The following is a 19,782-nucleotide window of genomic DNA, read 5'->3' on the forward strand; positions in this document are numbered from 1 at the left end:
GATGTTTCATCATGCCTAAGACCGCGTCGGCCACTGCCGCATGCATCATGATTGTCGAAGATGAGCCCAAGCTCGCGGCGCTGCTGGCGGATTATTTGCATGCCAGCGGTTACCGCACGGTCACCATCGGCAATGGCCTGGAGGTCATTGGCGCAGTCAGGCAGTCGGCGCCGGACCTGGTGCTGCTGGACGTGATGTTGCCTGGCAAAGATGGCATCGAGATTTGCCGGGAGTTGCGCAGCTTCAGCCACGTGCCGGTCATCATGGTGACTGCCCGGGTCGAAGAAATCGATCGCTTGCTGGGACTGGAAATCGGCGCCGACGATTATGTCTGCAAGCCCTTCAGCCCGCGCGAAGTCGTGGCGCGCGTCCAGGCCATGCTGCGCCGTGCCGGCTATGGCAGCGACAAGACAGCAGCGCCGTCCGGCCTCGTCATGGATGAGGCAACCCATGAAGCCACGCTCAATGGCCAGATACTGGATTTGACACCGGTGGAATTCCGCTTGCTCAAGACCCTTTGCGACAATGAGGGCCGGGTATTCTCCCGCGACCAGTTGATGAGCAAGGTGTATTCAGACTATCGGGTCGTCACCGACCGCACGGTCGATACCCATATCAAGAACCTGCGCCGCAAACTCGACCAGGTCTCGCCCGACCATGAACTGATCCACTCCATCTACGGGCTGGGATACCGCTTCGAGCGCTAGGTCCCCTGCTGCAGTCAGGCGGTGCGGCGCGGAATCGAATACGTCCCCACCACGTGCGCCACGGGTTCGACGGCGCCTTCCGAATAGAGCGAGACTTCGCCCACCGCCAGGGACTTGCCGACCTTGATGAGCTTGCAGACGCCGACAATGCTTTTGTCCGCCGCCGGCTTGCGCAGGAAATTGATGGTCAGGCTGGTGGTCACGGCCAGCGGCACGATGCCGATTTCTCCGAGAATGGCGACGTATAGCGCAACGTCGGCGACTTCCATGAGCACCGGGCCGGACACCGTGCCGCCGGGGCGCAATTCACTCACGCCGACTTCGTGAAGGATGGTGGCGCCACCGTTGCCGACCTCGCGTACAACGCACTTGGTTTGCGGGAACTCGGTAACGATGAATGCAGCGATTTCTTCCTTCGTGGCCATGATGGATTTCGTGAAATGGATTCGGGGATTTTTAAATTTCGAATGTATCATTAAACTGGCAAGCATCGCAGCAGGGCACTGCAACAATTCATTGAATGGAGAAGCCACCATGCAGAAACAAGTGTTCCCGCATTATCTTGAAGACCTCGCGCCGGGACAGCGCTTTGAATACGGGCCCATCAGCGTCGATGCGGACAAGATCAAGGCATTCGCGGCCGAATTCGATCCGCAGCCCTTCCATCTCGATGACGAACTGGCGCGCGATACCCTGTTTCGCGGCCTCGCCGCCAGTGGCTGGCATACGGCGGCGTTGACCATGCGGCTTTTCGTCGACAGCCCGTTCAAGCCTGCGGGCGGTTTGATCGGTGCTGGCGTTGAAGAGTTGCGCTGGCCGCGGCCGGTACGCCCGGGCGACGCGTTGCGTATTGAAAGCGAAATCCTGGAAGTGCGGCCTTCCAAAACACGCCCCGAGCAAGGCCTCGTCAAGGTGCGCACGACCACGTTCAACCAGCATGACGAACCGGTGCAGGTGTTTATTGCCAATATGGTCGTCGCGCGCAAACCCGGGTAAAAGAAAAGCCCGAGGGGCGAGCTGCCCATATGCGGTGCAATCATAAGCATAGGCAATAATAATCCTTGTACAAGAGGCAACTGCTGGCTAATCTGTAAAGCATCGCCAAGTCTTTTATAATGTCGGGTTGGCCGTCACGGGATTTGGTTTCCAATGAAACTGTCTTTTAACAAAATTGCAAAGAACTTTTCCGACTTGCAGGTCGTCGAGCAATTCAGCTCCGAAATGCAAACCGGTGAACTGGTCGCGTTAGTCGGCCCTTCCGGCTGCGGCAAATCGACTTTGCTGCATATCGCGGCCGGCCTGGAAAAGCCGAGCGGCGGCAGCATCCTGGCTGATGGGCAGCCGGTGGCCGGGCCGCATCCGGAACGCATGCTGATGTTCCAGGAAAACGCCCTGTATCCCTGGCTGACCCTGGTGGGGAACGTGGCGCTGGCGCTGGAGTTCCAGAAAGTCGGCAAGGCGCAGGCGCGCCAACAGGCAGTAGATTGGCTGGCCAAGGTCAAGTTGCAGGGCTTTGAAGATTATTACCCGCACCAGGTTTCCGGCGGCATGCGCCAGCGCGCGGCGCTGGCACGCGCCTTCGTTTCGCAACCCAAGGTGCTGCTCCTGGACGAGCCTTTCGGCGCGCTGGATGCGCTGACGCGCATGACGCTGCAGGATGCCTTGCGCGACCTGATCCATGAAGTGCGCCCGACCGTGCTGCTGGTGACCCACGATGTTGACGAAGCACTGTTTCTGGCTGACCGCATCGTCGTGTTCAGCCCGCGCCCGGCGACAGTGTTGAAAGAGTTTCATCTCGACCGGCACACCAAGACGCACGATTTATCGGAATTTGCGGCCATGCGCCGCGAGATTCTCTGCCTGCTCGGGATTCACGCCGAGCATGAGGAAGTTAAACCATTGGAAGGAGTTGAAGCATGAAATTGTTCCCGAAATTGTCCCATCTGATGCTCGCAGCGGTGGCTGCGCTGTCGCTGGCCGGCCAGGCCGTGGCTGCCGAAAAATTCAAGGTCGGTTACCTGCGCGTCATGGACGATGCCCAGGCGATTGCCGCGTTTGAAGGCGGCTTGTACAAGAAGCATGGCCTGGATGTGGAACTGGTCGAATTCAAGTCCGGCACCGACCTGATCAAGGCCATCGTCGGCGGCCAGCTCGATACCGGTGTGCTGGGCTTTACCAATGCGGTGGCCTGGGCATCCAAGGGCGCCGACCTGAAAGTGGTGGGCGGCGCCCAGCACGGCTACCATGCGATCCTGGTGCGCGATGAAACCGGCATCAAGACGGTCGCTGACCTGAAGGGCAAGACATTGGCTTCGCAAGCCGAGGGCAGCACTGCCGACACGGTCTTGAAGGGCGTCGTGCTGAAGAACGCCGGCCTGAAAGCCGACGACCTCAACATCATGGGCGTCTCGCCGCAGGTGGCGGTGCAGTCGCTGGTCGGCAAGCGCGTCGATGCGGCCTTCCTGTTCGAGCCGCAAGCCAGCATCGCCCAGCTGATTGCGCCGGTCAAGCAAATCTATGAAGTCGGCGAAGTCTGGCCTTTCCCCTGCATGGTGGTGATCACTTCGGGCGAGACCCTGAAAAAACGCCACGCCGATGTCTGGAAATCGCTCGATGCGCAAAAGGAAGCTATCGACCTGCTGAGCAAGAAGCCGGCAGAGGCGTCCAAGCTGATTTCCAGCTATTTCATTTCCGAGCCGACCCTCAAAACCCTCAACAAGGGCGACCTGCCGCGCGACGAAGTGATCACGGCTGCCATCAAGAGCCAGACCTTTTCGCCGGTCGTGACGCCCAAGGAAGAGGCGCGCATGCAGGAAATCGCCGACATCCTGCAGGACCAGGGTTCCTTGAAGACCAAGGATGGCAAGCCGTTTGACGTCAAGAGCATCCTCGACCTGTCCTGGCAAAAGGCGCGCAAGTTTTAAGCGGTAAATTGCTATACTGCGGCTTTCGCAGATTAACGATGGCCGGCGTTCTGCCGGCCATCTTGTTTTGAAATAGACATGAGCACCCAGACCCGTCTTTCCGGTTTCCATAAAAAAATCGCCTTCGCCGTGGCGGTCGTCCTCATTTTGCTGGGATGGCAAATCGCCGCCTGGATCTTGCCGGACTTCCTGATGCCGGACGTGCCGACAGTGATCGCGCGCTTGTGGCAAGAGATCCAGTCGGAATCCTTCCGCGCTGCCCTGTGGGGCAGCCTGGTGCGCCTGGGCAGCGGCTACGGCGCCGCCCTGCTGTTCGGCATCGGCTTTGGCCTGGTCGGCGCGGTGCTGTTCTTTTTCCGCGAAGTGCTCAAGTCCGCCATCATCATCCTGCAATCGATTCCCTCGATCGCCTGGGTGCCGCTGTTCCTGATCCTGATGGGCTTCGGCAATATGCCGATCATCGTGGTGGTGGCGATTGCCGCCTTCTTCCCCGCGGCCCTGTCGGTGATGAACGCGACCGAAAGCGTGCAAAAGGTGCATGTGGCGGCCGCGCGCGTGATGGGCGCCTCGCGCCTGGACATGCTGCGCCGCGTCTACCTGCCGGCGGTGATGCCGGAACTGATCACCGGGGCCCAGCTCGCCTTCGGCAATGCCTGGCGCGCGCTGATCTCGGCCGAGATGCTGATCGGCTTTGGCAAAGGCCTGGGGCGTTCGCTGTCGTATGCCGGCGAGACCGCCGACATGGTGGGCGTGATGATGAATATCCTGGCGATTGCGATTCTCGCGCCGCTGATCGACCAGCTGGTGCTGGAAAACCTCAAGCACCGCGTACTGCGGTACCAGTACGTCTGAGCATGTGATCATGACGCCGCTGCCGCCTTCGGTCCATCGCTGCCTGCCCCGGATGCTCCGGGGGGGCGTGACGGTGGCGGCGCTGTTGGCGGGCATGCTGCCGGCGTTCGGCGCCAATGCCGCCGACGCTGCTGACGCTGCTGACGCGGCGTCCACGCTGGAAAAAATTCGCCAGCGCGGCGAGTTGAAAACCGGCATGCAGTATGTGGCGCCCGAGTTCGTGCCCGGCACCGCCAATAAATTCCGCACACCCGAAAATATCGAGCAAGCGCTGGCGCAAGACCTGGCCAGGCGCCTTGGCGTCAAGGCGGTCGCCGTCACAACCGGGTCTGCCAGGGATGGCGCACTGCTGAAGTCGCGCAAGGCGGATCTCTTGCTGGCGCTGGCGTCGGGCAAAGACGCCGGACCTGGCGACACCGTGATCGTCGCCACAGGTTATGTCGCCGCACCGATGGCGATCATGCGCTCCGATACCACGATCAAGACCTGGGAACAGTTGAAGGGACGTAGCGTATGCGTGCCCCAGGGCAGCCGTCATGCGGGCCTGGCGGCGCGTTACGGCGCCACCGAAAAGCCCTACCGGGCCGCCGCCGATGCCCTGCTGGGCTTGCGCATTGGCGCCTGCGACGCGACCATCCACGATGCCGCACTGCTGGAAGAATTGCTCAGGCTGCCCGAGTGGAAAAAGTTTTCCGCGCGGCTGGCGCCCGCGCCCGGCGCCGGTACGCCGCTCGCGTTCGTGCTGCCTGCCGGTGATGCCAAAGCGCGTGCCTGGTTCGAGCAAGTGGCGCAGGAGTGGCAGGCCAGCGGCGCCCTGCAGCAGCAGTTGCGGCTGATGGCGCGCAATATCGCCTTCGAAGTCTATCTCGACCAGGACGTGCCGGACTGCCACTGAGTGCGGCGCATTCCTGTTCTTGTTCTATTCGAGGTATTGCGCATTCCAGCGCACATACATTTCATACGCCGCAGCCTTCATCGCATACTTGTCGGCGTAATCCTTCGGGTCCATTGGATCGTACACATAGAAATTGGCCCGGTTGTTGACCGCGCTTGCCATGTGGCGGATCTTGTCCGGCAGGGTATAGGGCGGCTGCCATTCGAAATCGTCCTGCGCTTCGTAATGCAGGAAGACCGGCAGGATCGGGATGCCGGTGCGTATCGACACTTCAAACGCCCCTGACTTGAATTCGGAATGCAGGCGCCGCCCCTTGCAGCCGCCTTCCGGATACAGCGCGATGTTTTGGCCGGCATTGACCGCATCGGCCATGGTCTGGATCGATTGCTGGCGCGAGGCCGGGTCGTCCCGGTCGACATACAAGGTGCCGGCGGCGCGGCTGATGCGTCCGACAATGAACCAGTCCTGCACCTGCAGCTTGGCCAGCGACACCACGTCAAACAGCGCAGGGATGCCGATATCCTCGAAGGCGCTCGGATGGTTGGCGATCAGGATGTAGCGCTGCGGCAGGGGCTTGCGGTTTTTCTGGTGCAGGTGCAGGTCGACGCCGAGCGCGCGCACGAAGGCGCGGCACCACGCATGGAACAGGCGCGCCACCGGATGCCGGCCCGGCCAGGGCAGCCAGGTCAGCAGGTAGAGCAGCGCGGTGAATACAATGAAATCCAGCCAGCCTGCGATTCTTCGCAGGAGGCGCAGCAATGGCAGCATGAGGTGGCCCCTGTTTTTTGCCAGTCTACTGCCACATGTGCATCAGGGCAATCCCGTAACGCGACCTTCCTGGGGATAGGTGATGGTGTAATTGACGCCGAACTTCAAGGCCTGGTTCGGATTGATCGTCGTTTCCCAGGCAACCACGCCACGGCGGCTTTCCCAGGACGTGTTCGACGGCTGCGGTTGGTAAATGGCCTCTACCTGGATTTCCTCGGCAGTGGAAACCGGCGACGATTCCAGCACCAGCAGCTCCACCGGCGTCTTGTGGAAGCTCGTGACAGTGTAGACATCGGCGATCTTGCGCTGGTTTTGGCGCGTGAGGAGACCGGTGCTGCCGGATTGCTCGCCAGTGCGGTCGACTGCCACGCGGATCAGGTCATCGCGGCCGAACGGGAAGATGAATTTGTCCGAGGCTTGTGCATCCCAACGGGTTGCGCCCACATAGCTGCCATCGCGAAACAGCTGGATGCCGCCCGGCAGCCATACGCCCGCCGGCCTGGCTGCCTCGGCGGTGACCACGGCAGATTTGTCCATGCGCGGCACCACGCGCACGCGCTGCTTGACCGGGAGCGTCTGTTTCGCCAGCGCCACCGATACTTCCCGGCCATCGGCTGCCAGGTTGACGCGGGCGGGGACGGCAAACTCGGTGGCGAAGGCGCCTTGGGTTTCAAGCACGGGCGGCTGGTAATTGTCGGCGGCTTCTTCCTTCGCCAGTGCGCGCAGGCTCGCCGCGGCACTCGGCGCTGGTGCGGCGGCAGGTGCGGCATATCCGCTTAGCTGCTGCGGCATCGGCTTGCGATATCCCAGCAGCCACGGTTGCGGCTCCGGCGCCTGCGGCGACAGGCGCGGTTGGCCGGTCGACAGCGTCAGCTTGACGTTGGACCAGTCCTCACCGGTTTTTTGCGACACCGTCGCCAGGCGTTCGAGTTCCACGGTCGATGCAGCAGAATCCAGCAGCGCGCGGTAGCCTGGCTTCCAGCCGGCGCCGTTCACCTGGTAGCGCAGTTTCAGGGCGCCGGCCTGGCGCACCACCAGGTTGACCGTGATGGTGCGGGTATCCCTTGCACCGCTTTGTACCTTGGCCAGGTCGCGTTGCAGCGCCTCGATCTGCTTGTTGACTTCACGTTTTTGCACCTCGACTTTCTGGATGCGCTCGAAGGCGTCGCTGCCGCCGCGGCGGATCGTATCCAGCAGCGTTGCCATCGACCTGGCGTCGATGTAGGGCATTTGCCTGCCGCCCGCGGTGGCGTCGGCGCCGTGCATGTTCTCAAGAAATTTTTGCACCAGCGCGGCCGATTTGGCATCGACATCGAGTTCCGCCAGTTTGTCCTGCAAGGCCTGGATTTTCGCCTCGAGTTCCGCTTCGCGCGCGCCCGCGCTTTCTGTGCGGCCGATCTCCCGCGTCACGATCTGGCCGATCTGGATGCCGGCGTCGGCTTGCGCGCGCAAGGTTTGCATGTCGAAGTTCGCCGGCAAGTCGGCGATTTCCAGCCGGGTCATGCCGGGTGCGACCTGCGCTGTGCGCTCCACCGTGGCGCTGCCCGGATACAGCACCACGGCAGTGATGGGCGTGCGGCTGTCGGCAGCGGCATGGCTTAGGGAGACAAAGCACAGTGCGAGGGCGAGGCTGATGCGGGTCGGGTTGGGCATGTGGGCAATCCTGAATGAGGGCGATGGGTTGCGGGATGGTCTGCTGCGGCGCTGGCGGCTTTCTATTTCACTTGCGTCTTGAAATAATCCGGGTTCGGCGCCGGGTACGCCAGTTTCATTGCCTTCATGGTCTCGCCGACCACCGAGGCGATCGCCAGGTTGCGGTGGGTCTTGCTGTCGGCAGGGATCACGTACCATGGCGCTTCGTCGGTATCGGTTTCGCCGATCGCCTTTTCATAGAGGTGCTGGTAATCGTTCCAGTACTTGCGCTCCTCCAGGTCGTTGAGGTCGACTTTCCAGTGCTTTTCGGGGTCGGCCAGGCGTTCTTCCAGGCGTTTTTTCTGTTCATCGCGCGAGATGTGCAGAAAAAATTTCAGCAGCACGGTGCCGGTTTCGGCCAGCATGCGTTCGAATTCCTGGATCTGCCGGTAGCGGCGCTTGCATTCCTTCGCATCGATCTGGTCATGCACCGCCGGCCACAGCACGTCTTCGTAATGGCTGCGGTTGAAAATGACCAGTTCGCGCTGCGCCGGCACTTCGCGGTGGACGCGCCAGAGATAGTCGTGCGCCAGTTCCGCCGCGGTGGGCGACTTGAAGGAAACGGTGCGCACGCCCAGCGGATCGAGGCGATGGAACACGCCGCGTACTGTCCCGTCCTTGCCGCTGGTGTCCATGCCTTGCAATACCACCAGCAACTTGCGGCGGTTTTCAGCATAGAAGATATCCTGCCAGGTGCTGATTTCCTCGGCCAGTTCGGCAGTGCGGGCCTGGTCCGCAGCCTTGTCGCCGCTGGAAAGCGGCTTGTCTCCTGCGGCTTCTTCTTTCAGCTTGAGCGGGAGGCTGGCGCGGAAAAGTGCTTTTGCATTCATGCTGAGGTCCTTTTAATGGTGACAACTGCCTGGCCGCTACAGCATAGCGCCGCTTTCAGATGCCGTCGAGCGGCAAGGAAGTCTTGCTGAGCACGCGCCGCAGCACGAAGCTTGAATGCACGCCGGAGACGCCCTCGATGCGGGTGATCTTGTTGAGCAGGAGCTCATGGTAGGCATCCATGTCGCGCACCACCACCTTCAACTGGTAGTCGGCATCCTGGCCGGTGATCAGCAGGCATTCCAGCACTTCCGGCAGGCTGCCGACGATGCTTTCGAAATTGGCGAAGCGCTCCGGCGTGTGGCGGTCCATCGAGATATGCACGAGCGCCATCAGCGACAGGCCCAGCTTCTTGGCATCGAGCAGGGTGCGATAGCCCGTGATCAGGCCGCTTTCTTCCAGGGTGCGCAGGCGGCGCAGGCAGGACGAGGGTGACAGGCCGATGCGGTCGGCCAGGTCCTGGTTGCTGATGCGGCCATCCTGTTGCAGGACTTCCAGAAGATGGCGGTCGTAGCGGTCCAGTTGCATGAGATTGGGCGAAATTCGTTTTGATCGGCTAAGTATGCCGTATAATCATTGAATATTGCAATATTATTGCAATATAAGTCAATTCAGGCCAATCTTTGCAAGCACATTGCGCGGCAGCTGCGTTAATCTTTCACTGTCCGTTACCTACGGTTTCGTTCGATGAATATCACTTCGATCGGGCATGCGCGCCCGGCTCACAAGGCCGGGCGCGGTCATGGCCTTACCCGGGCAAGACGGCAACAATAATGATGACTACTGAATCTGAAAGAAAACATGAAAGCCTTTGACCATCGCAAGTACCGCGCAGCCCCCGTCGTCAACCTTCCCGCCCGCCAGTGGCCGAGCCGCACGATTACGCGTGCGCCGCGCTGGGCCAGCGTCGACCTGCGTGACGGCAATCAGGCTCTGCTGGAACCGATGAATGTCGGCCAGAAGCGCCGGCTGTGGGCCTTGCTGGTCAAGCTCGGTTTCAAGGAAATCGAGGTGGGCTTTCCTTCGGCGTCGCAGCCGGATTACGATTTCGTGCGCTGGCTGATCGAGGCGAAACAGATTCCCGACGATGTCACGGTGCAGGTGCTGGTGCAGGCGCGCGAGGATTTGATCGTGCGTACCTTTGAAGCCTTGCAAGGCGCCAAGCGGGCGATTGTCCACGTGTACAACTCGACATCGACGGTGCAGCGCGAGCGCGTCTTTGGCCTCGATCGTGCCGGCATCGCCGACATCGCCCGCAAGGGCGCGGCCATGGTCAAACGCGAGGCCGACAAGCATCCCGAATGCGACTGGACTTTCGAGTATTCGGCGGAAAGCTTTTCCAATACCGAGATGGATTTCGTCGTCGAGGTATGCGAGGCCGTGATGGATGTGTGGCAGCCGACCGCGGCAAAACCCTGCATCATCAATCTGCCCGCCACCGTCGAAAGCACCACGCCGAATGTGTATGCCGACCAGATCGAGTATTTCGCCACACACGTCAGCCGGCGCGACGCCCTGATCCTTTCGGTGCATACGCATAACGACCGGGGCTGCGGCGTGGCGGCGGCCGAGCTGGCTGTTTTGGCCGGCGCCGATCGCGTCGAGGGCACCTTGCTGGGCAATGGCGAGCGCACCGGCAATATGGATATCACCACCATGGCGATGAACCTGTATAGCCAGGGCATCGACCCCGAGCTCGACTTGTCCAACCCCGACGAGATCATTGCCGTCACCACCGAATGCACCGGCATCCCCCTGCATCCGCGTCATCCCTGGTTTGGCGAACTGGTCTACACGGCGTTTTCCGGCAGCCACCAGGATGCCATTCGCAAGTGCCTGCACCAGCAACAGGAAGAGGAGGCATGGCAGGTGGCTTACCTGCCGATCGATCCAAAAGACCTCGGCCGCGATTACCAGGCGGTGATTCGCGTCAATAGCCAGTCCGGCAAGGGCGGCGTCGCCTTCGTGCTGGAACGCGACTTTGGCCTGGTGTTGCCGCGCTGGATGCAGGTGGACCTGGCGCAGGTGGTGCAAAAGGCCAGCGAAGCCGTCAGCGGCGAGATCGATGGCGCCACCATCCATGCCCTGTTCCGCAAGAATTTCGTCGTTGAAAGCGGCGCGCTGGTCCTGCAGGGTTACCAGATCCGCCATGAAGGTGGCCATGACGCCATCGAGGCGGCCATTGACGAAAATGGTGCAACGCGCCAGTTGCGCGGCGAAGGTGAAGGCGCCCTGTCGGCCTTCGTCGATGCCCTGATGCGTCACAGCGGCCGGCAAATCAACGTGGTCGATTACAGCGAACATGCCATCGGCGCCGGCACCGATGCCGAAGCGGCGGCCTATGTGCAGCTCAATATCGATGGCCAGCGCTATTCCGGTGCCGCTTTCGACCACGATACCGTGAGTGCCTCGCTGAAAGCCGTATTGGCAGCATTGAACCGGGCGCGTTCAAGTAGCGGCGAGGCGCTGGCAGCCTGAAGCCTGCGGCACAATAAAGAAAAGGCTCCCGACTTGGCAGGGAGCCTTTTTTAATGGGGCCCGTTTTTGACGGGTGCTGCTCAGGCGTGTATGTCGAGAAAATTCCGGAGCACTGCATTGAACTGCGCCGGTTTTTCCATCGGCAGTGCATGGCGCGCATCGGCCACCACTTCCAGGCGCGCGCCGGGAATTTTGGCGACATACGCTTCTTTCATCGATAGCGGCGTGTAATCCCGGTCGGCAGCAATCGCCAAGACCGGGCAGGTGATCGTGCCGATGCGTTCTGCCACGCTCCAGCCGATCAGCGCGCGAAATGCCTGCAGGTAGGCTTGCGGGTCGTTGCGCGCAGTGCGTTCGATGAAGCGCTCGCGCACTGCGCGGCTTTCCGGTTTCGGGAACAGGTGCGGACCGATAAGGTTGGCCAGCTTGGCCATGCCTTTGCGCCTGACCACGTACTGGCGCATCCACACCGCGAATTTTTCCTTCAAGGTGCGCACCGTCGCATCCGGGCCGCTGTTGACGATGGTAAGCGTCTTGACCATCGCGGGATGGTCGAGCGCAAGCTGGAAAGCGACCGCGCCTCCCAGCGATATGCCGACCACGTGCGCGGCATCGATTCCAAGCGCATGCAGCAGGCCGGCGGCGTCGGCGGCGAACTGCGCAATGCTGTAGGATGCCGCCGGCTTGTCAGACTGGCCGTGGCCGCGCAGGTCGAAGCTGATGACCTGGTAGCCCTGCGCGAACGGCTCGCGCTGCGCTTCCCAATCCTCCTTGCAGGAACCCAGTCCATGGATCAGCAGCAGCGCCGGTCCCGCGCCGTGGATATCGTATTCGACGCCGATGCCGTTGACTTCAATGCGTGCCATAACAAGTTCCCCTCTTTCTGATGCAATGTCCTGTTGCCACTATAGCGGTTTTGCATCAGCCCGCCACTAGCCGGGCGGGGAGGCGCGCGCACTTGACAGGCGCTGTTTCAGCTGACGTGCAGCCAGCGCATAACCGCCCTCGCTGCCATCGACAAAGTGCTGGTGCTGGCCATTGTAGGATTGGACGATGCAGGTCAGCAGCGCCTGGCTCGACTTGTGCATGCCGTAGGCCAGGCGGCCGGCGCGGGACTCGGATTCCAGCCATTGCGCCAGTCGGGCTGCCTGGGCATCGCTGCCGTCGATCACCATGCGCAGCATGCCGTCGAACTTGCGGAAGTCGGAATTTTGCACCAGGTCCTCGCGGTAGCGGCTCCAGCGCACGCTTTCTGTGTCGCGCCCGAGCGCGAACAGCAGGCGGCCCGCAAGGTTGAGCCCGACCATGCGGGCGAGATGGCCAAGCCGTTGCAGCGGCGGCTGGCCCTGCGTATGCACCCGCCATTCCTGCGAAAGCCAGCGCGGGCGCAGCGCCAGGCGCATGCGGTCGACCCGCAACGGATGGTATTGCGCCACATCGCCGTAAATGGCGTCGATCTGGCGCAGCACGTTGCCATAAGTATCGAGGTTGGATTGCGTATCGGCAGCAGTCGCTGCCACCAGCAAAGCCAGCTTGTGGCCATTGAAACTGGGGACCCCTTGCCAGCGGCATTCGAACCCTGCGAAACTGCCTGCGGCCGGGCCATCTACTTCCATGACCCGCAACACCCCCTCGGCATTGGCGCTCTTGACGCGCCTCTCGGCTTCTTCCCAGCCGCGGCCATACAGCACCGGCTGCGTCACCTGCGCGGATATGCGCAGCTTGCCCAGTTTCACCCACTGGTCCTGCGCCACCAGGTCACCTACGCGTACCAGCCCGACGCGCAGGTGCAGGTTGAATGCCTGCCGCGCAAGCTTTTGCGCCGCGCGCAGTGCCGGCAGCACGGCGTCCCGCAGCCGCCCCGGCACGGCGAAGGTGGCGCCGTCGCCGCCAAAGACATAAGGCAGCTCAAGCGAACGGTCGACATTGACCACCGCCGCAATGCAGGCAACGCCGACCGTGTTGACATCCTTGTAAGCGCCTGCCTCGATCGCTTTCGTCGAGCCGGCGACATCGGCGATCACGATCCACCAGTCGGGCGGCAAATCCGCCTGGAGGCGGCCCTGCGCAGCTTCGGCAAAGGAAGTCAGGGCCGGCAGCGCCCGGTAAAAATCGGCGTTGTCTGCGGCATTTCCGGCGGCGGTATGGGCGGCGGTGCTGGGCATGGCGTGAATGCGGGCTCGGTCGGTGGAAACATTGAATTTACCGCAAGCCCCGTTCGCCGTGCCGGTTTATTTCATGTTTAACCGACAATTGGTTACTAGCGCATTGCCGGGACTCCCAGCACGCGCCCGATAGCACATCGTTTTGCTCGGCATCGTACGGTGCGCCCCTGCTTTGCTTTACACTGTCGCTCTGAACGAGACCGGATTTCCCGCTGATGTCGAGCGCACTGACCATTTTCTTGATTGCAGCATTGCTGTGCATCGCCATGCTGCTGATGTTGCGCTATTTTATGCGCAGCGGGATCGCCGGTATCCGGGAATGGGGTTATGCCAACCTTCTGGCCTGCATCGCCTTCATCCTGTACGCATTTGGCCGTGAATTGCCGCCGCTGATCGCTTACGAAGCCGCCAACGTCCTGTACGCGGCGGCCAGTGCGTTCATGCTGGCCGGTTTCCAGCGGTTTTTTGCCCGTCCGTCGCGCAAGATGGTGCTGAGTGGGACGGTACTGGCCGTCGGCCTGGGCATCGCATTTTTCCACTATGTGCGCGACTCCTTTGACGGGCGCTCGATTGTCGTGTCGCTGTTCCAGGCGGCCATTGCGCTGGGCATTGGCATGACCGTGCTGCGGGCTATCAAGGTCAAGCGGCGCTCCCGTTATCCCTACCATTTCACCATGGCGATGGCGCTGGTAGTCGCGCTCGGTCATTTGCTGCGCGTCGCGGTCCATATGGGCCAGTCCGGCGACATGACGTCGCTGCTGCAACCTTCGCCCTGGAACCTGTTTTTCGTCAGCGCCGGCACCATGGCGCTGCCGGCGCTGACGCTGGGCGGCGTGATGATGGTGCACGATGTCATGCTGGCCAAGGCCGAACACGCCGCCAACCGAGATTTCCTGACAGGTGCGTGGTCGCGCAGGGCTTTCTTTGCCCTGGCGGAGGTGGATTTGAAGCGTGCCCGGCGCAGCCATCGCGATGTCTCGCTGTTGCTCTTCGATGTAGACCATTTCAAGGCGATCAATGACAGTCTCGGGCACGCGGCGGGTGACCGCGTGCTGGTGGATGCCGTGGCGCGCGCCGAGGGCGTGATTCGCAACGGCGATTACCTCGGGCGTATCGGCGGCGAGGAATTCGCAGTGCTGCTGCCGGAAACCGGCATCGATGCTGCTCTGGCCGTTGCCGAGCGCCTGCGCGCCGGCCTGCAGGTGCGCGCCGATGAAGGGATCGAGTTCACGGTCAGCATTGGCGTGGCGGTGTTGCGCCACGAAGAGTCGGTTGCTGACATGATGCGGCGTGCAGACGCCGCGCTTTACCGTGCCAAGATCGGCGGACGCAACCGGGTTGAGCGCGAGCTTGCCTGAAGCGTGTGCGCCCTGCAAAGACGCCTCAGTTGTGCAATGCCACTACGCCGGAGATGCGCTGGGCTGCAGCCTGAAGCGGCTCAAGAAACGCCTTGACCATCTGCTTGGCGGAATTGCGCTGGGCATTGCCGCTGATATTGACCGCGGCAATGATGCGGCCCTGGCGGTTGCGGATCGGCGCCGACAGCGATATGAGGCCGCCCTCCAGTTCCTGATCCACCACCGCCCAGCCCTGCTGGCGCACCAGGGCGATCGCCCGGCGCAAATCCTCCGGGTCAGTCAGGGTCCGCGGCGTGTGCGCGCGCAAGTCTGATTCTGCCAGCACCGCGTCCAGCTGTGCATCTTCCAGTCCCGATAGCAGCACCCGTCCCATCGACGTGCAATACGCAGGCAGGCGGCTGCCGATCGACAGGTTGATCGCCATGATCTTGTGGGTCGGCACCCGTACCACATAGACGATTTCGGTGCGGTCGAGCACCGCTGCAGAACTGCTTTCGTGCACCTGCTCGACCAGGTCTTCCATCACCGGGCCTGCGCCATTCCACAGCGGCATCGACGTCAGATAGGCAAAGCCGAGGTCGAGAATCTTCGGCGTCAGACGGAACAACCGCCCTTCGGACTCGACATAACCAAGCGTTTGCAAGGTCAATAGGATGCGCCGCGCGCCGGCGCGCGACAGGCCGGTGGCGGCCGCCACATCGGACAGGGTTTGCGCCGGCCGGCTGGCGTTAAACGAGCGGATGACGGCCAGGCCGCGGGCAAACGACGTGACATAGGAGTCACCAGGGCGTTCCGGCTGGTCGTCGGCAAATGCGGGATTCGCGGAAAAAACGTCGCTCATGGCCAAATGTACAAAGATAGGTGCGAATTATACCAATCCGCACAGTGTTGCATGGTGACATTGTTAATGTTCATTTGCTCACAAAAGGAAAAAAGACGGCACTTTGCTGCAAGTTGATGCAAGAACGATGCCATTTTGCGGATGTCGAAAGAATTATGACAGTCTCTTGACAGTCGATTTTTTCGCGCCTAGAATCCCGGCACGTGTTCGCTATTAGAACATTAGTTCGCAATACGAACAAATTATACAGTCCTATTCCTGGCCTGGTGTACCTCGGGTACCTCAACAAGGCAAATAAATGATTAATAAAATCGTTTCTTCCCTGTCAGCTGCGGTCGCTGACATCCACGACGGCGCCACCATCATGATCGGCGGTTTCGGCACGGCCGGCATGCCCTCCGAACTGATCGATGCCCTGATCGACCACGGTGCGCGCGAGCTCACCATCATCAATAACAATGCCGGCAACGGTGAAACCGGCCTGGCGGCGCTGCTGAAGGCCAAGCGCGTGCGCAAGATCGTGTGCTCGTTTCCGCGCCAGGCCGATTCGCACCATTTCGATGCGCTTTATCGCGCCGGTGAAATCGAACTGGAATTGGTTCCACAAGGCAACTTGGCCGAGCGCATTCGCGCCGCCGGCGCCGGCATCGGCGGCTTCTTCACGCCGACCGGGTACGGCACCCTGCTGGCCGAAGGCAAGGAAACCCGCGAAATCAACGGCCGCCAGTATGTCTTCGAGACGCCGCTGCATGCCGACTTTGCGCTGGTCAAGGCACTGGTGGGCGACCGCTGGGGCAACCTGGTGTTTCGCAAGACCGCCCGCAACTTCGGGCCGATCATGGCCATGGCCGCCAAGACTGCCATCATCCAGGTCGAGCGCGTCGTCGAGCTGGGTGAACTGGATCCGGAAGCCATCGTCACGCCGGGCATTTTCGTGCAGCGCGTCGTCGCAATCGGCGCCGCCACAAACAAGGAGGCCGCGTAATGGGTGACCAAATGAAACGACTGACCCGCGATGAAATGGCGCAAAAAGTCGCCCGCGACATCCCCGAAGGTTCCTATGTCAACCTGGGCATTGGCGTGCCGACCCTGGTCGCCAACCACATCGGCAGCGACAAGGAAATCATCCTGCACAGCGAAAACGGCGTGCTCGGCATGGGGCCGGCGCCAGCGGCCGGCAGCGAAGACGCCGACCTGATCAACGCCGGCAAGCAATTCGTCACGCTCCTGCCGGGCGGCGCCTATTTTCATCATGCCGATTCGTTCGCCATGATGCGCGGCGGCCACCTCGACTATTGCGTGCTGGGCGCCTTCCAGGTGTCGCAGCACGGCGACCTGGCCAACTGGCATACCGGCGCGCCCGACGCGATTCCGGCCGTCGGCGGCGCCATGGACCTGGCGCTCGGCGCCAAGAAGGTCTTCGTGATGATGGACCATCTGACCAAGCAGGGCGAAAGCAAGATTGTCGCCGCCTGCAGCTATCCGCTCACAGGACAAGCCTGTGTCGACCGCATCTATACCGATTTGGCGATGATCGACATTACCGACGAGGGCCTGGTGGTGCGCGAGATTTATTCCGACATGGCATTCGACGCGCTGGTGGAACTGAGTGGCGTGCCCATGAAGAACGGCATCCAGCAATAACCGATCCAGGAGACACCCGATGAAAGACGTATTTATCTGCGACGCCATTCGCACCCCGATCGGCCGTTATGCCGGCAGCCTGTCTTCGGTGCGTGCCGACGACCTCGGCGCCGTGCCGATCCGTGCCTTGATGGCGCGCAATTCCAATGTCGACTGGCGCGCTGTCGATGAAGTGATCTACGGCTGCGCCAACCAGGCAGGCGAAGACAACCGCAACGTCGCCCGCATGTCGGGTCTGCTCGCCGGCTTGCCGCAGGAAGTCGCCGGCAGCACCATCAACCGCCTGTGCGGCTCGGGCATGGATGCCATCGGCAGCGCCGTGCGCGCCATCAAGGCGGGAGAAGCCTCGCTGATCATTGCCGGCGGCGTCGAGAGCATGAGCCGCGCGCCCTTCGTGCAGGGCAAGGCCACTGCCGCCTTTGCGCGCAGCGCCGAGATCCATGACACCACGATCGGCTGGCGCTTCGTCAATCCCCTGATGAAAAAACTGCATGGCGTCGATTCGATGCCGGAAACCGCGGAAAACGTCGCCGACGACTATGGCGTCAACCGCGCCGACCAGGATGCCTTTGCCCTGCGCAGCCAGCAAAAAGCGGCCCGCGCCCAGCGCGACGGCACTCTGGCCGAAGAAATTGTCGGCGTCGAAGTGGCCGGCAAAAAAGGCGAGGTCACGCTGGTCGACAAGGACGAGCATCCGCGCGAAACCACCATCGAAGCGCTGGGAAAGCTGAAACCAATCGTCCGCCCTGATGGCACTGTTACCGCCGGAAACGCATCCGGCGTCAACGACGGCGCTTGCGCCGTGCTTCTCGCCGATGCGGAAACCGTCAAGCGCTTCAACCTGACACCGCGTGCACGCGTGCTCGGCATGGCCACCGCCGGCGTGGCGCCACGCGTCATGGGCATCGGCCCGGCGCCGGCCAGCAAGAAATTGCTGGAACGCCTGGGCATGACCATCGACCAGTTCGATGTCATCGAACTCAACGAAGCCTTCGCATCCCAGGGCCTGGCGGTTCTGCGCGAGCTCGGCGTGGCTGATGACGACGCCCGCGTCAATCCGAACGGCGGCGCGATCGCCCTGGGCCATCCGCTAGGCATGAGCGGGGCGCGCCTGGTGACGACCGCCATGTATGAATTGCAGCGCAAGCAGGGCCGTTTCGCCCTGTGCACCATGTGCATCGGCGTCGGACAGGGAATTGCCCTGGCAATCGAGCGCGTGTGAGCGCGCCGGCAAGAAAAGAAGTTGTATCGGCAGTAGCAGGCAGTACCGGAGTTGCATGGCGGTCATCGCAGTAAGCGGCTTTGCAATACATCGTTCAAGAAGCAAGACCAGAACCTGAAATAATTGGAGAGATCATGAATAACAAGTTCAACAAGCTGTGCCGCCGCCCGCTGGCTGCCGCAATTGCAACCCTCGCACTGGGCGCCGCCAGCGGCACCGCCCTGGCGCAGGCCAAGACCGGCATTTCCGATGACGTCGTCAAGATCGGCCTGCTGCTCGACCTGTCCGGTGTCTACGCCGACATCGCCGGCCAGGGCACCGCCACTGCCGTGCAGATGGCGATCGACGACTTCGGCGGCAAGGTCAATGGCAAGAAGATCGAACTGATCTTTGCCGACCATAACAACAAGGCCGATATCGCCGCTGCCAAGGCGCGCGAATGGTTCGACACCGCCAAGGTCGACGCCGTGCTGGACGTCGCCGGTTCCGCCACCGCCCTGTCGGCGCTGGAAGTTGCCCGCTCCAAGCACAAGATCATGTTCTTCAACGGCCCAGGCGTGCAGCGCATCACCACCGACCTGTGCGCACCGACCGCCGTTCACTACGCCTACGACACCTATTCGCTGGCCAACGTGACCGCCAAGGCCATGGCCAAGCGCGGCGGCGACAGCTGGTACTTCATCGCCGTGGACTGGGCCTTCGGCGCGTCCCTGCAAAAGGCGGCAGAAGATGTGGTCAAGGAATCCGGTGGCAAAGTGCTGGGTGGCGTCAAGCATCCGAGCAGCCCCCCGGATTTCTCGTCCTACATCTTGCAGGCGCAATCGAGCGGCGCCAAGGTGATTGGCCTGGCCAACTCGGGCGCCGATACTGTCAACTCGATCAAGGCAGCGCAGGAATTCGGCCTGATGAAGTCGGACAAGCAGAAACTGGCCGCACTGCTCCTGTTCATTAACGACATTCACGCCATCGGCTTGCAGAGCGCACAAGGCTTGATTTTGTCGGAAGCATTCTACTGGGACCTGAACCCGGAAACCCGCGCCTGGTCGCAACGCTATTTCGCCAAAGCCAAGCGCATGCCGAACATGATCCAGGCTGGCGCCTACTCGTCGACCATGCAATACCTGAATGCGATCAAGGCAACCGGCACCGACGATACCGATACCGTCATGAAGAAACTGAAGTCCACGCCGATCAACGACTTCTTCGCCAAGAATGGCAAGATCCGCGAAGACGGACGCATGGTCCATGACATGTACTTGTTCGAAGTCAAGAAGCCGTCCGAGTCCAAGACGCCTTGGGATTACTACAAGGTGCTGGGCACGGTGCCGGGCGACCAGGCATTCATGCCGCTGTCCAAGTCGACCTGCCCGCTGGTCAAGAAGTAATCATTGACCAGACCGCTACGCAC

The 19,782-nt window shown here is 61.7% G+C and carries 20 protein-coding genes; 12 read left to right on the forward strand and 8 right to left on the reverse strand.

Features of this window, described 5'->3' with window-relative positions; all coding sequences use genetic code 11:
• Positions 1 to 11 precede the first annotated feature (11 nt).
• Entirely contained in the window at positions 12 to 707 is a 696-nt protein-coding gene (locus EKL02_RS01565) for a response regulator (RefSeq protein WP_128900391.1), read from the forward strand.
• A 14-nt stretch (positions 708 to 721) separates the two neighbouring features.
• On the opposite strand, the gene EKL02_RS01570 is transcribed toward EKL02_RS01565, so the two are convergent.
• Positions 722 to 1,135, reverse strand: coding sequence for a PaaI family thioesterase (locus EKL02_RS01570; protein ID WP_347232100.1), 414 nt, complete (start codon positions 1,133 to 1,135; stop codon positions 722 to 724).
• 118 nt (positions 1,136 to 1,253) lie between these two features.
• Here EKL02_RS01570 and EKL02_RS01575 point away from each other — a divergent pair, with 118 nt between their 5' ends.
• From EKL02_RS01575 to EKL02_RS01595, 5 genes are all read left to right on the forward strand, one after another.
• Positions 1,254 to 1,703 (forward strand): MaoC family dehydratase, encoded by a 450-nt coding sequence (locus tag EKL02_RS01575; RefSeq protein ID WP_128903337.1) that lies wholly within the window; start codon positions 1,254 to 1,256, stop codon positions 1,701 to 1,703.
• A gap of 153 nt (positions 1,704 to 1,856) precedes the next feature.
• On the forward strand, positions 1,857 to 2,627 hold the full coding sequence (locus EKL02_RS01580) for an ABC transporter ATP-binding protein (protein WP_128900393.1): 771 nt from the start codon (positions 1,857 to 1,859) through the stop codon (positions 2,625 to 2,627).
• Positions 2,624 to 3,631, forward strand: a complete 1,008-nt coding sequence (locus EKL02_RS01585; protein WP_128900394.1) for an ABC transporter substrate-binding protein — start codon at positions 2,624 to 2,626, stop codon at positions 3,629 to 3,631. Before EKL02_RS01580 ends, EKL02_RS01585 begins: the two co-directional genes overlap by 4 nt.
• A 78-nt stretch (positions 3,632 to 3,709) precedes the next feature.
• A complete protein-coding gene (locus tag EKL02_RS01590) occupies positions 3,710 to 4,483 on the forward strand; it encodes an ABC transporter permease subunit (RefSeq protein WP_128900395.1) in 774 nt (257 codons plus the stop codon).
• A 10-nt stretch (positions 4,484 to 4,493) separates the two neighbouring features.
• Complete coding sequence (locus tag EKL02_RS01595; protein ID WP_241687763.1) at positions 4,494 to 5,378, forward strand: transporter substrate-binding domain-containing protein; 885 nt, start codon at positions 4,494 to 4,496, stop codon at positions 5,376 to 5,378.
• Positions 5,379 to 5,402: 24 nt separating this feature from the next.
• On the opposite strand, the gene EKL02_RS01600 is transcribed toward EKL02_RS01595, so the two are convergent.
• The 4 genes from EKL02_RS01600 to EKL02_RS01615 all read right to left on the reverse strand — a co-directional run bounded on the left by EKL02_RS01600 (position 5,403) and on the right by EKL02_RS01615 (position 9,194).
• Complete coding sequence (locus EKL02_RS01600; RefSeq protein ID WP_128900396.1) at positions 5,403 to 6,146, reverse strand: lysophospholipid acyltransferase family protein; 744 nt, start codon at positions 6,144 to 6,146, stop codon at positions 5,403 to 5,405.
• A 42-nt stretch (positions 6,147 to 6,188) separates the two neighbouring features.
• Positions 6,189 to 7,799 carry a mucoidy inhibitor MuiA family protein gene (locus EKL02_RS01605; protein ID WP_128900397.1) on the reverse strand — a complete coding sequence of 537 codons (1,611 nt, stop codon included), beginning with the start codon at positions 7,797 to 7,799 and terminating at the stop codon, positions 6,189 to 6,191.
• Positions 7,800 to 7,861: 62 nt separating this feature from the next.
• Entirely contained in the window at positions 7,862 to 8,668 is an 807-nt protein-coding gene (locus EKL02_RS01610; protein WP_128900398.1) for a PPK2 family polyphosphate kinase, read from the reverse strand.
• A gap of 55 nt (positions 8,669 to 8,723) precedes the next feature.
• Complete coding sequence (locus EKL02_RS01615; protein ID WP_206732435.1) at positions 8,724 to 9,194, reverse strand: Lrp/AsnC family transcriptional regulator; 471 nt, start codon at positions 9,192 to 9,194, stop codon at positions 8,724 to 8,726.
• Between the two features lie 273 nt (positions 9,195 to 9,467).
• On the opposite strand from EKL02_RS01615, the gene leuA reads away from it, so the two are divergent.
• Positions 9,468 to 11,144: a 2-isopropylmalate synthase gene (gene leuA / locus EKL02_RS01620; RefSeq protein ID WP_128900400.1), complete on the forward strand. Its 1,677-nt coding sequence runs from the start codon at positions 9,468 to 9,470 to the stop codon at positions 11,142 to 11,144.
• 80 nt (positions 11,145 to 11,224) lie between these two features.
• On the opposite strand, the gene EKL02_RS01625 is transcribed toward leuA, so the two are convergent.
• Positions 11,225 to 12,010 (reverse strand): alpha/beta hydrolase, encoded by a 786-nt coding sequence (locus EKL02_RS01625; RefSeq protein WP_128900401.1) that lies wholly within the window; start codon positions 12,008 to 12,010, stop codon positions 11,225 to 11,227.
• A 66-nt stretch (positions 12,011 to 12,076) separates the two neighbouring features.
• Positions 12,077 to 13,309, reverse strand: a complete 1,233-nt coding sequence (locus EKL02_RS01630) for a DUF3095 domain-containing protein (RefSeq protein WP_128900402.1) — start codon at positions 13,307 to 13,309, stop codon at positions 12,077 to 12,079.
• 215 nt (positions 13,310 to 13,524) lie between these two features.
• Here EKL02_RS01630 and EKL02_RS01635 point away from each other — a divergent pair, with 215 nt between their 5' ends.
• Positions 13,525 to 14,667, forward strand: a complete 1,143-nt coding sequence (locus EKL02_RS01635) for a GGDEF domain-containing protein (protein ID WP_128900403.1) — start codon at positions 13,525 to 13,527, stop codon at positions 14,665 to 14,667.
• 25 nt (positions 14,668 to 14,692) lie between these two features.
• Here the strand turns inward: EKL02_RS01635 and EKL02_RS01640 are convergent, their stop codons facing one another.
• Positions 14,693 to 15,508, reverse strand: a complete 816-nt coding sequence (locus tag EKL02_RS01640; protein WP_128900404.1) for an IclR family transcriptional regulator — start codon at positions 15,506 to 15,508, stop codon at positions 14,693 to 14,695.
• 298 nt (positions 15,509 to 15,806) lie between these two features.
• Here EKL02_RS01640 and EKL02_RS01645 point away from each other — a divergent pair, with 298 nt between their 5' ends.
• The 4 genes from EKL02_RS01645 to EKL02_RS01660 all read left to right on the forward strand — a co-directional run bounded on the left by EKL02_RS01645 (position 15,807) and on the right by EKL02_RS01660 (position 19,759).
• Positions 15,807 to 16,493: a 3-oxoacid CoA-transferase subunit A gene (locus tag EKL02_RS01645; RefSeq protein WP_128900405.1), complete on the forward strand. Its 687-nt coding sequence runs from the start codon at positions 15,807 to 15,809 to the stop codon at positions 16,491 to 16,493.
• Positions 16,494 to 16,504: 11 nt separating this feature from the next.
• Positions 16,505 to 17,152 carry a 3-oxoacid CoA-transferase subunit B gene (locus tag EKL02_RS01650; RefSeq protein ID WP_128900406.1) on the forward strand — a complete coding sequence of 216 codons (648 nt, stop codon included), beginning with the start codon at positions 16,505 to 16,507 and terminating at the stop codon, positions 17,150 to 17,152.
• Between the two features lie 19 nt (positions 17,153 to 17,171).
• Positions 17,172 to 18,374, forward strand: coding sequence for a 3-oxoadipyl-CoA thiolase (gene pcaF / locus EKL02_RS01655; RefSeq protein WP_128900407.1), 1,203 nt, complete (start codon positions 17,172 to 17,174; stop codon positions 18,372 to 18,374).
• A 134-nt stretch (positions 18,375 to 18,508) separates the two neighbouring features.
• Positions 18,509 to 19,759: an ABC transporter substrate-binding protein gene (locus tag EKL02_RS01660; RefSeq protein ID WP_128900408.1), complete on the forward strand. Its 1,251-nt coding sequence runs from the start codon at positions 18,509 to 18,511 to the stop codon at positions 19,757 to 19,759.
• The last annotated feature ends 23 nt before the right edge of the window (positions 19,760 to 19,782 follow it).

The sequence above is a fragment of the Janthinobacterium sp. 17J80-10 genome, from assembly GCF_004114795.1.
Lineage (GTDB): Bacteria > Pseudomonadota > Gammaproteobacteria > Burkholderiales > Burkholderiaceae_D > Paucimonas.

Coding starts and splice junctions, on each gene's coding strand:
- EKL02_RS01565 (WP_128900391.1), top strand. CDS start 12: ATGCCTAAGACCGCGTCGGCCACTGCCGCATGCATCATGATTGTCGAA.
- EKL02_RS01580 (WP_128900393.1), top strand. CDS start 1,857: ATGAAACTGTCTTTTAACAAAATTGCAAAGAACTTTTCCGACTTGCAG.
- EKL02_RS01585 (WP_128900394.1), top strand. CDS start 2,624: ATGAAATTGTTCCCGAAATTGTCCCATCTGATGCTCGCAGCGGTGGCT.
- EKL02_RS01590 (WP_128900395.1), top strand. CDS start 3,710: ATGAGCACCCAGACCCGTCTTTCCGGTTTCCATAAAAAAATCGCCTTC.
- EKL02_RS01595 (WP_241687763.1), top strand. CDS start 4,494: ATGACGCCGCTGCCGCCTTCGGTCCATCGCTGCCTGCCCCGGATGCTC.
- EKL02_RS01600 (WP_128900396.1), bottom strand. CDS start 6,146: ATGCTGCCATTGCTGCGCCTCCTGCGAAGAATCGCAGGCTGGCTGGAT.
- EKL02_RS01605 (WP_128900397.1), bottom strand. CDS start 7,799: ATGCCCAACCCGACCCGCATCAGCCTCGCCCTCGCACTGTGCTTTGTC.
- EKL02_RS01610 (WP_128900398.1), bottom strand. CDS start 8,668: ATGAATGCAAAAGCACTTTTCCGCGCCAGCCTCCCGCTCAAGCTGAAA.
- EKL02_RS01615 (WP_206732435.1), bottom strand. CDS start 9,194: ATGCAACTGGACCGCTACGACCGCCATCTTCTGGAAGTCCTGCAACAG.
- leuA (WP_128900400.1), top strand. CDS start 9,468: ATGAAAGCCTTTGACCATCGCAAGTACCGCGCAGCCCCCGTCGTCAAC.
- EKL02_RS01625 (WP_128900401.1), bottom strand. CDS start 12,010: ATGGCACGCATTGAAGTCAACGGCATCGGCGTCGAATACGATATCCAC.
- EKL02_RS01630 (WP_128900402.1), bottom strand. CDS start 13,309: ATGCCCAGCACCGCCGCCCATACCGCCGCCGGAAATGCCGCAGACAAC.
- EKL02_RS01635 (WP_128900403.1), top strand. CDS start 13,525: ATGTCGAGCGCACTGACCATTTTCTTGATTGCAGCATTGCTGTGCATC.
- EKL02_RS01640 (WP_128900404.1), bottom strand. CDS start 15,508: ATGAGCGACGTTTTTTCCGCGAATCCCGCATTTGCCGACGACCAGCCG.
- EKL02_RS01645 (WP_128900405.1), top strand. CDS start 15,807: ATGATTAATAAAATCGTTTCTTCCCTGTCAGCTGCGGTCGCTGACATC.
- EKL02_RS01650 (WP_128900406.1), top strand. CDS start 16,505: ATGAAACGACTGACCCGCGATGAAATGGCGCAAAAAGTCGCCCGCGAC.
- pcaF (WP_128900407.1), top strand. CDS start 17,172: ATGAAAGACGTATTTATCTGCGACGCCATTCGCACCCCGATCGGCCGT.
- EKL02_RS01660 (WP_128900408.1), top strand. CDS start 18,509: ATGAATAACAAGTTCAACAAGCTGTGCCGCCGCCCGCTGGCTGCCGCA.